The organism is Dyella nitratireducens (assembly GCF_014642835.1).
In the GTDB taxonomy this organism is placed as follows: domain Bacteria; phylum Pseudomonadota; class Gammaproteobacteria; order Xanthomonadales; family Rhodanobacteraceae; genus Dyella_B; species Dyella_B nitratireducens.
On record NZ_BMJA01000001.1, the window covers coordinates 451144 to 466068 of the forward strand.

The 14925-nt window shown below is 57.2% G+C and carries 11 protein-coding genes; 7 read left to right on the top strand and 4 right to left on the bottom strand.

What is annotated here, in order from left to right; genetic code table 11:
- Nucleotides 1-32: 32 nt before the first annotated feature.
- Both IEX75_RS02060 and agaR read left to right on the top strand, forming a co-directional pair.
- Nucleotides 33-1286, top strand: coding sequence for an amidohydrolase family protein (locus tag IEX75_RS02060; protein WP_188792591.1), 1254 nt, complete (start codon nt 33-35; stop codon nt 1284-1286).
- Nucleotides 1287-1559: 273 nt separating this feature from the next.
- A complete protein-coding gene (gene agaR / locus IEX75_RS02065) occupies nt 1560-2366 on the top strand; it encodes a transcriptional repressor AgaR (protein WP_188792592.1) in 807 nt (268 codons plus the stop codon).
- Nucleotides 2367-2462: 96 nt separating this feature from the next.
- On the opposite strand, the gene IEX75_RS02070 is transcribed toward agaR, so the two are convergent.
- The gene (locus tag IEX75_RS02070; RefSeq protein ID WP_188792593.1) at nt 2463-3068 is read right to left on the bottom strand and encodes a methyltransferase; all 606 of its coding nucleotides are present in this window, start codon (nt 3066-3068) and stop codon (nt 2463-2465) included.
- A 162-nt stretch (nt 3069-3230) separates the two neighbouring features.
- Here IEX75_RS02070 and IEX75_RS02075 point away from each other — a divergent pair, with 162 nt between their 5' ends.
- From IEX75_RS02075 to IEX75_RS02085, 3 genes are all read left to right on the top strand, one after another.
- Nucleotides 3231-4787: a DUF1800 domain-containing protein gene (locus IEX75_RS02075; RefSeq protein ID WP_188792594.1), complete on the top strand. Its 1557-nt coding sequence runs from the start codon at nt 3231-3233 to the stop codon at nt 4785-4787.
- A 16-nt stretch (nt 4788-4803) separates the two neighbouring features.
- Nucleotides 4804-6003, top strand: coding sequence for a DUF1501 domain-containing protein (locus IEX75_RS02080; RefSeq protein ID WP_188792595.1), 1200 nt, complete (start codon nt 4804-4806; stop codon nt 6001-6003).
- Nucleotides 6004-6175: 172 nt separating this feature from the next.
- The gene (locus IEX75_RS02085) at nt 6176-7699 is read left to right on the top strand and encodes a DUF1800 domain-containing protein (RefSeq protein WP_188792596.1); all 1524 of its coding nucleotides are present in this window, start codon (nt 6176-6178) and stop codon (nt 7697-7699) included.
- 215 nt (nt 7700-7914) lie between these two features.
- On the opposite strand, the gene IEX75_RS02090 is transcribed toward IEX75_RS02085, so the two are convergent.
- The 3 genes from IEX75_RS02090 to IEX75_RS02100 are packed head-to-tail and all read right to left on the bottom strand — an operon-like array spanning nt 7915 to nt 9686.
- On the bottom strand, nt 7915-8373 hold the full coding sequence (locus IEX75_RS02090; protein WP_188792597.1) for a DUF1579 family protein: 459 nt from the start codon (nt 8371-8373) through the stop codon (nt 7915-7917).
- Between the two features lie 6 nt (nt 8374-8379).
- Nucleotides 8380-9321 carry a sensor domain-containing protein gene (locus IEX75_RS02095; protein ID WP_188792598.1) on the bottom strand — a complete coding sequence of 314 codons (942 nt, stop codon included), beginning with the start codon at nt 9319-9321 and terminating at the stop codon, nt 8380-8382.
- Entirely contained in the window at nt 9318-9686 is a 369-nt protein-coding gene (locus IEX75_RS02100) for a PadR family transcriptional regulator (protein ID WP_188792599.1), read from the bottom strand. The genes IEX75_RS02095 and IEX75_RS02100 overlap by 4 nt, the downstream gene beginning before the upstream one ends.
- A gap of 337 nt (nt 9687-10023) precedes the next feature.
- Between IEX75_RS02100 and IEX75_RS02105 the strand changes: the two genes are divergently transcribed.
- Together IEX75_RS02105 and IEX75_RS02110 are read left to right on the top strand one after the other, a co-directional pair.
- Nucleotides 10024-12936 (top strand): ATP-dependent helicase, encoded by a 2913-nt coding sequence (locus IEX75_RS02105; protein ID WP_188792600.1) that lies wholly within the window; start codon nt 10024-10026, stop codon nt 12934-12936.
- A gap of 82 nt (nt 12937-13018) precedes the next feature.
- Nucleotides 13019-14887 carry an AAA family ATPase gene (locus IEX75_RS02110; RefSeq protein WP_188792601.1) on the top strand — a complete coding sequence of 623 codons (1869 nt, stop codon included), beginning with the start codon at nt 13019-13021 and terminating at the stop codon, nt 14885-14887.
- Nucleotides 14888-14925: the final 38 nt, after the last annotated feature.

Below are 14925 nucleotides of genomic sequence, written 5' to 3' on the forward strand. Positions count from 1 at the left end.
TATCCGAGCCATCCAGACATCTCTAGCCAGCCATGCCAAACAGCCAGCGCAAACCAGCCACGCCACACTGGTCCTTCCGCACCCAAACCCGCGCCGGCTGCTTCTGCTGCGCGCCACCCCACGGCGCCGGCACCATCCAGGCAAGCAGCAAAAACCCGCTGCAAACGGCCCCTGGCCACAACAAAAGCGATCTGCAGCTTAAAGACTTCAAACCACGCAGCATGCTACGCGTACCGAAGACGCGCATCGAGCAACCACGCTTTCCGGTGATCGACGCGCACACACATCTCACCTGGTCCACCCACGTACGCAACGGCGTATCCGTGGGCGAAGACATCACCGTGTTCGCCAAGCCGGAAGACTTGCTGCCCGTGATGGACCGCAAAGGCATACGCACCCTGGTCAATCTCACGGGTGGTGTCGGCAAGGGCTTGGAGCAAAGCATCGAACTGTTCGACAAGGCGGCGCCAGGGCGTTTCATCACACTCACCGAGCCGTCGTTCGGACACGTTCCGCAAGCAAACTATCCGCAGTTGCAAGCAGATGCCATCGCGCATGCCCATCGCGTCGGTGCGCGCGGTTTGAAACTGCTGAAAACGCTAGGGCTGTATCTGCGCGAACAACTCGACAGCGGTCCGCTGGTAGCCATCGATGACCGCCGCTTCGATCCGATGTGGGAAGCCTGTGCCGCTTACGACATGCCGGTATTCATGCATGTTTCCGATCCAGAGGCATTTTTCCTCCCGACCGACGCCAACAACGAGCGCTACGAAGAACTGAGCAAGCACCCGGACTGGTCGTTCTACGGTCCCGAATTTCCCAGCAACGAGGAACTGCTTGCCGCACGCGACCGCGTGATCGCACGTCACCCCAAGACCACCTTCGCACTCATGCACGTCGGCAATTGGGCCGAGAATCTCGAAGCCGTAGCCGATTGCCTCGACCGCTTTCCCAACACCCTGGTGGACATCAGCGCGCGCATCGGTGAACTCGGGCGCCAGCCGCGCACGGCGCAGCGCTTTTTCGATCGGTATCAGGATCGCATCCTGTTCGGCACCGACGCCGTGCCCTCTCCCTACGGCGACGACGTGCCGCAACAGCTGTTCTGCGACGAGCTCTACGATATCTACTACCGCTTCCTCGAAACCGAGGACGAATACTTCGACTATGCCCCCGCCGAGACACCCCCTCAGGGCCGCTGGTCCATCTATGGGCTGGGCCTGAAAGACAGCGTGCTGCGCAAGATATACCATGACAACGCCGTCAGACTGCTGGGGATGCGCTGATCCATTCTACGTGGGTGGCATGATGTCCAGAAGGCTTGCAGGGTGTGTTGCGCGGCGCCGGGAAGACTGGCCGTCTTGCCAAGCCGCGCGGCGCAGCCTGCGAGCCTTCTGGACATCACCCTTCGGGCCGGCCCTGTCTGTCCGCATCTCTTCGGTCCATCGTCTCGACAGACGGCCAGTCTGCCTTCGCCGATGGCCCTGCGATCTGCGAACAGACAGGGCCGGTGACACCCACGTAGAATGGATCAGCGCATCCCCTGAGCTTCCGTCGTCATGAATGAATCCCGCGCCGCCGCCCCCACGCAACGCCTGCTTGTTGAAGAGCGCCGACGCCTGATCGTCGAATACATCGAAGGCAACGGACGCGCCACGGTCGAAGAACTCGCCGCCCGTTTTGGCACCTCCACCGTCACCATCCGCAACGACCTGGAATCGCTGGCCCGCGTCGGCGCCATCGCCCGCTCGCACGGCGGCGCACTACCCGCCACGCAAACCTTCACCAACGACGTGCCCTTGAACATCAAGGAAACGCGCTCCCATCCGCAAAAACTGCGCATCGGCCAAGCCGCCGCCAAGCTCATCAACGAGGGCGACACCATCATCCTCGATTCCGGCTCCACCACTGCGGAAATCGCGCGGCAGATCCGACAGATGAAATTCGAGTCGCTGACGGTGGTGACCAATGCGCTCAATATCGCATTGGAGCTATCCGGCCTGCCCAACATCCGCGTGATGATGCTCGGCGGCCTGCTGCGTCCAACCGCCTATTCGCTGGTAGGCCCGGACGCGGAACAGGCGTTGTCGCGTATCTCGGCTGACAAGTTGTTTCTGGGCGTGGATGGTATTGATCCGCTGGTTGGCGTCACTACTCCCGATCCGCTGGAAGCGTCACTCAATGCTTTGATGATTCGAGTTTCCCGAGAGACCATCGCGGTATTCGATGCCAGCAAGCTGGGGCAGCGCAGCCTTTCGGTGATTACGCCGGTGTCGACGTTGAATACGGTAATTACTGATGAAAGCGCGCCGGAGGAGATGGTGGAGGCGCTGCGTGGTGCGGGTGTGAATGTAATGCTGGTCTGAAGACCTATTTCTCGTAGGTTGGGGTGCAAACCCCAACGTCGTGGTCTACACACGCAGGGCAATGTTGGGGTTTGCACCCCAACCTACAAAATCGAATCAAATCGACTGCGCTCGCTCCAACGCCGCCACCTGCCTCTCCAGCCGCGGCCCCAAATAACAATGCGACCCGCACGCCAACAACCCCACCTCGCGAAACTCCCGCAAATACCAAGCCGGTGAGCGCAGCGTCAGCTCATGCCGATCGCCTTCCAAGTCATCGCGATTAGTGAACACCTCCAGAAACGCAATCCCTTCCAGCATCTCCCCAATGCCGATCAAACCGGCGCGAATCTCCGCCGGCTTCAGGTAATGCAACACATCCGTGCATACGATCACATCAAAACGCGTATCGAAGCGCAGATGCGCCAGTTGCTCGAAGCGTGCCAAGCCAATATTCCGGCGGCTTCCATAGCGACGCACGGCATACTCACTGGAATCCAGCCCGCGGTACTCAACGCCCGGCCGCAAGGCCAGCAGCGGTGCCCGCCACACACCCTCCCCGCAGCCCACATCAAGCACATTGCGGATCGGCCGGCCCAGGTAATACTCCGCCTGCGCCACCACCATCGCCACCTTGCGCTTCAACGCCGCCGTCGAGCGCACGGCATGCTTTGGATCGCGGTACCACTTGTCGAAATAGGCCTGATCGTAAGTTTTGCGCATGCTTCAGCTCCATGGGATCGACGATGGTAACCGTGCTTTAACAGGCAGAGCGCAAATTCGTGAATCACAGCCGAATATTTCTTTACGCTTGAGCCTGGCCCGGTCAGCGCAGCAAGCAGCCGGACGTTGAGGGCCTATGCGCCAACGGGGAAGCCACCCACCATGCCCGCACCACGTTTGAAATGCCTGGGCCTGCTGTTTCTTGCCGCAGCGCCGCTCGCCACAGCCTTGCCATTGCAGGCGGCAGGCAGCGCACCACTGAGTGCAGACGATATCGCCTGGCTGCGCCGCGCCAGCTTTGGCCTGGATAGCGCCACCGTCGAGCGCTATCACGAACTAGGCCGTACACGTTTCCTCGATGAACAACTGGCGGGTGGCGATGATCCCCTTCCACCCGCCGTCGCCCCACTGATCAACAGCTACGAGGTGTACAACACCTCGCCCGCCAAACTGATCGCCGACTACCGCGACGAAGCGAAAAAAGTAAAAGAAGTGGACGCGGCGGATGCCAACGCCAAGGAGATGGCGAAGAAAGATTTCCAGAAATATCGCCGCGATCTCTACAAACAAAGTGCAGAAGTGGAATTGCTGCGCGCGATCTACGGCCAGAATCAGCTCAAGGAACAAATGGTCTGGTTCTGGCTCAACCACTTCAACATCTATGCACCGAAAGCTGCCGTGGGCCTGTTCGCCACGGACTACGAAGAGAACGACATCCGCCCGCACGCGCTGGGCAAGTTCAAAGACCTGGTGATGGCCACGCTGGAAAGCCCGGCCATGCAGCTGTACCTGGACAATGCACACAACGTGCGCGGCAAGACCAATGAAAATTACGCGCGCGAATTGATGGAATTGCATACGCTTGGCGTGCATGCCGGTTACACGCAACAGGATGTGCAGCAGCTGTCATTGATACTCACTGGCGCCGGCATCGTGCCGCAGCGCAAAGACAACGTCATCGATGGGATCGACGGCAACTTTCTCAATCCGCGCGCGGGCGTGGTACGCAACGGCCTGTTCGTTTTCCTGCCGGGCCGGCACGATTACAGCACCAAGCAATTCCTCGGGCACACCATCAAAGGCAGCGGCTTCGATGAAATCGATCAGGCCGTCGATCTGATCGTGCATCAGCCGGCGTGTGCGCAATTCATCTCGCACCAGCTGGCGGCGTATTTCATTTCCGACGACCCGCCGCCGGCCCTGGTGAACGCCATGGCAGAAACCTTCCAGCGCACCGATGGCGATATCGCCGCCGTGTTGCGCACCATGTTCCTGTCCAAATATGCCACCACCGGCTCCGGCAAGAAATTCAAGGACCCCATGCAATTCGTGGTCTCCGCGATGCGCATGAGCTACGACGGCAAGCCGATCACCGATGCCGATCCGTTGGTGAACTGGCTCAACCAGATGGCCGAACCGATGTACGGCCATATCACGCCGGATGGCTACCCCAGCGACAGCACAAGCTGGTCCAGCTCCGGCCAGATGGCCAAGCGCTTCGATGTAGCGCGTGCCATCGGCAGCGGCCGCAACCGGTTGTTCGCGAATGCCGATGGCGACGTGCAGCGCGCCGATCCGCCGATGTTGAACTCCGCTTTGTTCCAGCAGACCTTGCAACCCACGCTATCCACCGCCACGCGTGACGCTCTCACCAAGGCCAACACGCCCGTGGAATGGAACACTTTCCTGCTGTCCTCACCCGACTTCAATTACCGCTGAGCCAAGAGGGACCGTTATGAACCGTCGCGAATTTCTGCTCGCCGCCGCCAGCGCCGCCGCACTGCCTGCGCTCTCTTTCTCGGGCCGGCTTTTTGCAGCGCCCGCCAACTCGCCACGCTTCCTGTTTGTGTTCCTGCGCGGCGGCTACGACTGCAACAACTTCCTGGTGCCGTATAGCAGCGACTTCTATTACGAATCGCGCCCCACCATCGCCATCGCCAAGCCGGATCGCAACAACCCGAATTCAGCGCTTCCGCTCGACGCGAATTGGGGCATGAACCCGGTGCTGCGCGATTCGATCTATCCGCTATGGGAGAAAAAGCAGATCGCCTTCATCCCGTTTGCCGGCACCGATGATCTCTCGCGCAGCCACTTCGAAACGCAGGACAGCATCGAGCGCGGCGAACCCTTGAACACCTCCGGCAATTACCGCTCCGGGTTCCTGGCGCGCCTGTCCAGCCAGCTCACCGGCATACCGGCCATCGCCTTCACCAACAGCCTGCCGCTGAGCTTCCAGGGTGCAGGCAAGGACATTCCCAATATCTCGCTGAAGGGCAACACCAAGGCGAATTTCGATGAGCGGCAGTCCGCCATCCTGGCCGGCATGTACAAGGACACCTCGCTCGCCTCAGCCGCTGCTGATGGCCTGAGCCTGCGCAGCACCGTCTCGATGGACCTGCAGAAAGAAATGACTGCCGCCAGCCGCGGTGCACCGAATGCCTCCGGCTTCGCGCAGGAAACGCAACGCATCGCCGCCCTGATGCGCGATCAATACCGCCTTGGCTTCGTCGACGTCGGCGGTTGGGATACGCACGTCAACCAGGGCAACGTCACCGGCGGCCTCGCCAACAACCTGCATAACCTCGGCAACGGCCTTGCCGCGTACGCTGCGGCGCTCGGCAACGAATGGAACAACACGGTGGTGGTCGTGGTATCCGAATTCGGCCGCACCTTCCGCGAAAATGGCGACCGCGGTACCGACCATGGCCACGGCACCGTGCACTGGGTGCTGGGCGGGAAGGTCAACGGTGGCCGTATCGCCGGCGAACAGGTGGCGGTGACACAGCAGAACCTGCTGCAGAATCGCGATTATCAGGTGCTCAATAATTATCGGGATGTGTATAGCGGGTTGCTCGGGCGCATCTGGGGCTTGCGCGGCAATCAATTGCAGGATGTGTTTCCGCAGGCAAAACCACGCGATCTGCAATTGGTCTGAAGTTAGTTGCACCCTCAAGGCTGTCATTCCCGCGAAAGCGGGAATGACGGCTCCGAGGCAGTTGCGTAGGTTGGGGTGCAAACCCCAACATCGCCATGCAAAGTGGCTCCGGTATGTTGGGGTTTGCACCCCAACCTACATCATCCCACTCTCTGGAGACGAGACCTGCCGCATGCGCCCCATCGCCCTAGCCACCCTCACGCTATCGCTAAGCCTGCTACTCGCTCCTACCCTCACCCAGGCGGCCAGCACCAGCTTCACCTCCAACGACATCGCCTGGCTGCGCCGCGATAGCTTCGGCCTCAACTCCTCGACCGTCGCGCAATACCGCTCGCTGGGCCGCAACACATTGCTGACCAAGCAACTCAACAACCAACTCGGCGATACCCTGCCCGCCCCCATCGCCGCGCAAATCGATAGCTACGACGCTTTCCACACCCCGCTCGACCAGTTGCTCACCTCACTGCAACAGGAACAACAGCAACTGCGCAACATACCCGACGGCCCTGAAAAACAGGCTGCCAACAAAGCCATCCAAGAGCGTGGCAATCAGATCGGGCTGCAAGCACAGCAAGCCGAATTGCTTCACGCCATCTACGGCCCGAACCAGCTCAAAGAACAACTGGTGTGGTTCTGGCTCAATCACTTCAGCGTCTATGCCGCCAAAGGGCGCGTGCGCTGGGAACTGGCCGATTACGAAAACACCATCCGCGCGCATGCACTCGGCAAATTCCGCGACCTGGTGATGGCCACGCTGCAGAGCCCGGCCATGCTGGAATTTCTCGACAACGCGCAAAACGCCAAAGGCCACGTCAACGAAAACTACGCCCGCGAACTGATGGAGCTGCACACACTGGGCGTCAATGCCGGCTACACCCAGCAGGATGTGCAGCAACTGGCGTTGATCCTCACTGGCGTCGGCATCACCCCGGTGGATGGCAGGCCGCAGAACTTCAATCCGAAGATGGCCCCGCTGGTCGTGCAGGACGGCATGTTCCAGTTCAACCCGCAGCGGCATGATTTCAGCGACAAGCAGCTGCTCGGCAAGACCATCAAGGGCAGCGGCTACGATGAAGTGAAGCAAGCCGTCGACCTGATCGTGAAACAACCCGCCTGCGCACAATTCGTCTCGCGCAAGCTCGCCGAATACTTCGTGGCCGACAATCCGCCACCCGCGCTGGTAGCCAAAATGGCGCACACCTTCCAACGCACCGATGGCGATATCGCGCAAGTGATGCGCGTGATGTTCCAGTCACCGGAACTGCTTAGCGGCAGCGGCAAGAAGTTCAAAGACCCCGCGCAGTTCATCGTCTCATCCGTGCGCCTTGCTTACGATGGTTCGCCCATCGTCAATGCGCAGCCCTTGGTAGGCTGGCTTAACCAACTGGATCAGCCGCTATTCGGCCGAATCACACCAGACGGCTGGCCACTCGACGGCGAAGCCTGGTCCAGCTCCGGACAGATGGCCAAACGCTTCGACATCGCCCACGCCATCGGCACCGGCAACAACCAACTCTTCACCCCCGCCGGCAGCGCCGCACGCACCGCCGGCTTCCCGATGCTGACTACACGCCTCTACTACGACGCCATCGATCCGTACTTGTCGAAAGCCACCCGCGACGCGTTGGCGAAGGCAACGTCGCAGCAGGAGTGGAACACCTTTCTGCTCTCGTCGCCGGATCTCAATTACCGCTAAACCGCTTGTTACTCGACATGCAGCTCTCCCCTGCGCGGCAGGGGATCGTCACCCCTCACCGTCATTCCGGCGAACGAACACCAGAATCCAGTCTAAATACGTTGTGCGAAGCACTCCTAACTTTTTATTTTGAGTGCTTCGCACGGCATGTTTGTACTGGATTCCGGCGTTCGCCGGAATGACGATCAGGCCATGGAAGAAACATCCCGGGCGGCTTACACATCCACCCGCCGATACTCCCCCTCCATCACCCTCTCCCAATTCACCCCACCATCAAACGAACTCTCCAACACCAACCGATAAACCCCGTCCACCACCCACTCATAAATATGTCGCGTCTGCCCGCGCTGCGAACTGCGCAGAAACACCAGCCGCTTTCCATCCCAATGCCCTGTCGCCGGCTGCGCAGGCGTAAATCCATAACTATCGAACCAATACAACGCGTACTCGCCAGGCTCCTGCCCTGAAACAAGCACTGCATGCGCCTGCAACGCCAGCCTCCCATCGCGCTCTTCGCGGTAATCCAGCAACAACACCTTGCCACCAAGATCGAACCGCGCACTGACGCTGCCTATCGCAGGACCACCCTGTCCCCAGCGCGTGGTAGCAATCGTTTCATCGCCAACCCATTCACCTGCCAGCGCATCCAACACATTGCCTTCCAGAACGTCCATGGCCGATCACTCCTTTGCGCTTCCCGCCACCAACAGGTGCTTGGCGATCTGTCCATGCAGATAACCCAGCCCACGTACGATATGCAGCGTGGCGAACAACATGACGATGCCGATAATCGACGCGCAAATCGTGCCCGGCCAACCACCCCACCAGGTCACCCATTCGCATATCCACGCCGAACCATTGCAGCTGGCGTACGGGATGCCGAACGACTCCAGCACCACCTTTGCAATCGGCGACAACGCCAGCGCAAGCGATGTGGAAAGCATCGTCACCGCAATCGTGAAATAGGCAATGCCAAGCGGCAGCATCAGAACCATGTAGGCCAACGTGCCCCACGTGCGCGGATCACTGAGCACCGCACCAATGCGTTGCCAGAACGACATGCCACGCGTGGAGAACGGTGGCCGCCGCGGCATGCGCACACCGAGCATGGTTTCCACGATGCGCCCTTCCATCAGCGACAACATGCGCACGGAACCGAGGAACAACAACGCAAACGGAATGCCGATGATCAACACAAACAGGCCAAACGACAGCGAGATGCCCGTCACCGCCCAGGTAAAATAGAAGATACCCGTGGCGAGCGACAACACCATGTAGAACAGCGCACCGTAAGTGTGCGGATCCGCGGCCACACCGAAAAATTGTCCCAGCCACGAAGCCTGTTTCGGCGGCTTTGGCGGACGCAGTGCACGCTGAATCTTTATTTCCTGATCACGATAAATATCCGCCACTTCCTCCGGCGCGCCGTAGCTGCTGACCACTTTCGCCAGCATGTCCGCCTCGCTGCGCCCCGGCTGATCGGCCAGTTCGGCGCGCAGATGTTCTTCGGCGTCATACAACGCATCCTGGATCAACGCCGGATCTGCGCCACGCAGCGCAGCGCGCAGTTGTTCCAGATACTCGGCAATCGTCCTTGGCATCTTTGGTGCATCCGCATTCATCGCCAGTCTCCTTGCAGAACCTTGTCAACCGAATCGCGCGTAGCCCCCCACGCCGCAATCCACTCACGCAGCACCTCACGTCCCAATTTGGTGATGCGGTAATAACGCCGCGGCGGCCCGCTCACCGAGGGCTCCACCTCGCTGGCCAACAGACCGCTCCCTTCCAGATTGCGCAGCACCGGATAAAGCGCGCTTTGCTTACCCGCCAGCACGCCCTCTTCCCCCAGCTCTTCCAAGCGCTTGGCAATCTGATAGCCATACAACGGCTGCCGCGACTGCCCCAGCACCGCCAGCAAAACCAGCGACACAGTACCCGCCGACAGCTCTTTCTGAAACTTCTTGATTTGGGCCGCAATGTCTTCCACGGCTGCCCTGCCCTTCCACTTATAGTGGAGGGAATAGTAGTGCGAAGTTCGTACTAGTGTATGGGTATGAAGTCATGGGCTAGCCGGGCGCTGCGTTTTGGGCACAACACCAATGTATGTACCGGTTTCACATGCTTTGGTGTTCGCTGACATGTACAAACATTGGTGTTAAGAAGGGCGCTGACCAGGGCCTGGGGACAACCGTTTTCGAATCTGAACAGATATCAGGCAATATATCGGCGGCCATTGGCCTAAAAACCAAGGACTTGCCCGCGGACGGGGGCAATGCGTCAGAACGCATAGAAGCCACTACGGATAGAACATAGGGAGGAGAAACATGCCGCGACTTACCGACGTAAATGAGTTAATCCAGTCGGAGGGATTGACGCAAGCGCAGGCTGATGCGGTGGTTGACGATGCCCAGGCAATCCTGTGCATAGCGTGCGCCGGATCGGGAAAATCCCAGACGCTTGCCTATCGAATCGCTCGGCTAATGTCCCAGGGAGTGCCGGCGGCCTCCATTGTTGCCATTACCTTTACAGAGAAAGCTGCAGATGCGATCAAGCGCAGGATCGCATCCGTACTAGAACGCACGGGTCAAAGTTCGAACCTAATCGGGCAGATGTTCATCGGTACCATCCATGCCTTTTGCCAAAATGTTCTTGCGGACGGCGATGCCTTATTCCGACAATACGATGTACTCGATGGGAATCGTTTTACGCTGTATCTCATGTCGCGGTACTACGAACTCGGTATAGCTGACCTGAGGCCGCGATTTAATAATCGCTACTTTGAAACATTGGATCAGGTCCGCAACGCTTGGAATATTTTCCGAGACGAAGGTCTGTCGCTTGAGGACATTGAAGCGAGGGACGAGTCGATTGGAAGGACAGTACGCGCAATACGCGATGGACTGCTACGCGACCAGTTTATTGACTTCGCCTCAATGATCCGAGAAACAGCTGACCGCGCAACCAATGCAGGTCGCGTGAGGGATCGGCTAGCAGCTATACAGCATTTGCTAGTTGATGAATATCAGGATGTTTCCGGCGCACAGGAAGAGCTCGTCGCTATCGTTTATGCTCTAGGGGGAAACATCTTCGTCGTTGGTGACGATGACCAGTCAATTTACGGATGGCGTGGAGCACATGTAGCTAACATCTTGGAATTCGAACAGCGCTATCCCAACGTCCACAAACATGTACTGGCAACGAATTTTCGGAGCACTCGTGCAATAGTCTCCGTGTCTAACGATTTCGTGACAACACAACTGGGACCGCAACGACTACCCAAGCAACCTCGTGAAAACTGGAATGCGGCACCTCGCCAACTTGTCGCGCACCATTTCGAGACACGAGCCGAAGAAGCCGGGTGGGTGGCCGACCGAATCGTTACCCTATTGGGCACCGAGTATCGTAAAAGTGCAGGTACCACCGCACGCGGCTTAACGCCAGCCGACTTTGCCATTCTTATGCGCTCCACAAAGTCACAGGAGCAAGACGGTAATCCTCGACACGCGGCGTTCTCGGACGCGTTGAGGACACGAGGAATTGAATTCACGCTGGCCGCAGGCGGAAGCGTATTCGATCAACCTGCTGTGAACGCGTTACGTGAGGTGTTCATCGCGCTTGAGCAAGGGCCCATTGATCGCAACCAGGCCAATCAGCTCATTGCTGATCATATTCGACCAGCCTATCCACAAATAAACGTACGGCGCACCTATGAAGTACTCGCTGACTGGGGAAGAAGAATTCACCAACCGCTAGGGGCGGTGCGACAGCGCTTGTTTCCGCAAGCACTTCTAGTTGATCTGCTTGAAGCGTTCAACATCCGAGGATCCGATTTTTCGGAAACCGTTATGAGGGATATAGGTCTATTCAGCAAGATGCTGCAGGACGTCGAATCGGTATATCTCAGTATCGACTCCACAGATCGATTTCGCTCCGTTGTCCGATTCCTGCAACAGGTGGCGGAAGGCGGATATGACGTAAGCACCGAAGATATCGTCACTCGGCCTAATGCGGTGACAATTTCAACGGTCCATCAGGTCAAAGGGCTTGAGTTCCCTGTCGTATTCGTGGTCGACGTAGTTCCAGGGCGATTTCCTGGCAATCAGCGACGCTTCGATTGTGCGCTGCCTCAGGACTTGCTAGCCGCAGCAATTGCAAGGGGAGCTTACGCAAGCGACCGTTCCGCAGAAGCAAGACTTTTCTATACCGCGCTAACTCGGGCGGAACGTTTCCTTCATGTAACCGGAGCAGCATTACTACCGAATGGTCGTCGGACCAATCGTCAATCGCCATTTGCTGCAGCGCTTCAGGACGAGGAGCTATGTTCCGATCCTGCAATCATTCCAGAAGGTCTCGTTCCAGCCCCACAACAACAAGAGCTGGACGAAGCTACGCTCCCTACTTCATTTAGTGACATTAAATACTATCTAAACTGTCCTATGGACTACCGATTCCGCAAGAGCTTCGGTTTTAGCCCGCCCGTGCCGGAATTGTTCGGATATGGACGGGTAGTCCACGTAGCGATCGAAAAACTACACGAACTTTTCCCTGACCGCGCACCAACACGGCAAGAAGCTCAAGCAATTGCTCAAGAAAACTTCCATCTCAAACACGTGGCACAAAGTCGTGACCCTCAAAATCGTCCGGGCGCGTATGAGCGAGCCAAAGAAAAAGCACAGCAGATTGCGGAAGATTATGTAGCCAGCTATGCGGCTGACTTTACCCACCAGCGTCAGGTGGAGGTGCGATTCGAGATTCCCGCGCGTGGATGCCTTATCACCGGCTCAATCGATCTATTGATGAGATGTAATGAAGCAGGTGACATCCTTGAGGCCCATGTCCTTGATTTCAAGACTATGGAAGGTGGCGCGGATCCTCAACAAAACAGAGACCTGGACTGGCGGGAGCTATCACTCCAAGTGCAGCTATACGCAAAAGCCGCCCGTGATGTTCTTGGTGAAAATGCCGCAACCGGCTCAATTCACTTATTGAAAGACAATCAGCGCGTGCAAATTCCTATTGATGAAGCTTCTGTCAACGCGGCCATTGGCAACATCGAATGGGCCGTCCAAGGCATTCTCGAACAAGACTTCCCTATGCGACCGACACCCAATAAGTGTCGTGATTGCGACTTTCAGCGGCTATGCCCTCAACAGCAACAACAGTTTCGCGCTGATGCTGGCCTTCCTCCGCGCATTGCCACCCCCGCCGGCCCAGTGTTCGCGCGAGCTATCGAATGAATCAACCCGTCTAAACATAGGCCTCACTCGTCGCTGAAAATTAGCTTTGGTATATGGCGGATTGATATAAAGGCGAAGGAAGATGATCGATCTAAAGAAGGAAATTGAAGAGCTAGAGGCCCTTCGAGGTAAGTATCACATTGTATTTCCAGCGTACATCACTCATATAAGGTTCCCCCGCTACAAGAATATGGCGTCAGGTGCGCGTATCGATTTTGATTTCCCCATAACGGCACTTGTAGGTGCAAACGGATCAGGCAAGACCTCTGTACTAAATGCACTCTACGGTGCACCAAAGCGACAATCGACCGGCGAATACTGGTTTAGTACGAAAGTTGACCCTATCGAAGAGGGTGAAGGTAGCCCTAATCGGTTCATTTACGGCCATTACAGCGCTGGCTTTAAGAAAGTTGTCGAGACGCGCAAAGCGCGTGTGCGAAAATTTCGCAACGGCCGTGATGACCCAAACTATTGGGAACCAACTAAAGAGTCACCTGGTGACGGAATGGTTGTACCGTCCCTTGAACCTGGCAAGAACATCCAGGGACGCAGCCTAGATCGGTGGAATCCTGTGACGCGGAAAGTGCTTTATATCAACTTCCGTAAGGAGTTGAGTGCGTTCGACAAGTACTTCTATTTTGGCAAGAACCCTGCGATAGAAGCGGCAAGAGCAACAGCAGCGGCAAAGAAGGCGGGCAAGGTTGCCTCGGGACGTCGAATCCTAACCAAGATGGATCAGGTTCGCCTCGACGCCGGCTTGCTAGCTCGAGTCATTGCATCGGGCAATACATCCGAAAAATCTCATAACAGAAAGATCGCAACGGAGAACAGATTATTAGCGCCGGACGAACTTAAGGTAGTTAGCTTCATCCTCGGGCGGGATTACATTGAGGCTCGCTGGATTCGCCACCGCCTGTTTAAAGGCGATGGCGGCATCAGCATCGTCTTCAAAACTGAGTACGGACGTTACAGTGAAGCCTTTGCTGGCAGCGGCGAGGTTGCTGTAGCAAGTTGCGTCGTACAGGTGCTAAATGAAAAGAAAAAAGGCACCCTCCTTCTTCTGGACGAACCTGAAGTCTCACTTCATCCTGGCGCCCAGGAACGTTTACTCGCATTTCTTGCTCAGACCGCCAAGCGCAAACAAATGCAAATCGTATTTTCAACACATTCGCCACATCTCATCTCAGCGCTACCGAACGACGCCATTAAGACATTCCACCAGCTTCAAGATGGAGCATTTTCGATCATCTCTTCGACACACCCATACGCAGCATTTCGGCGATTGGGGGCCACTCACGGCGGCAAAGTGCTCGTGATAGTTGAAGATAGACTAGCCAAGCTCGTCGTTCAGCAGGCGCTAGCCTTGATCGAAGATGAAGCGACCAGACAACTTTTCCGCGTGGAATTTGTCAGCGGAGGAGCTAGCTCAATACTGAATACGCGAATTCCCGTTTTTATGGAGAGTTCGGAACACATTTTCGTGTTGCTGGACGGCGACCAGAAAAAAATCGATCAGATTCAGGACCCGGATGAGATACCTGAAGCGCAAAACAATCAGCTAGGGCAGAAGATCTCAGCGCAGATAGGAGCCAACCCAGAGCTGAACATAGACGGCGGATCCGGCGGCGGAAACCATGAGCAAAGGATAGCCAGCCAGCGCAAGTATCTTGCCTGGGTTAGGCGATGTCTCAACTACATACCTACTAGCTGTCCAGAGGAGCTTGTGCTACTCGCCGCCGGCAAAATGCTAGCCGACCAGGTGGGGAATGCGCCAAAATGCAAGGTGCGCCTACAAGCCGTTGCTACAGAGGCATTGGGCCGAGAAGCAGGTAGCGAGGAAACCGACAGATATGGCGAGTTCTTATTGGCGACGAACAGAGCAAAGTCGAAGGAACTAGCAGTCCTCACCTTACAGCTTACGGCATTTCTGGCAGCAATAAGGGCTCAGTAAAACGCGTAAAAGACATAACCCTACCTCCCATATAATCG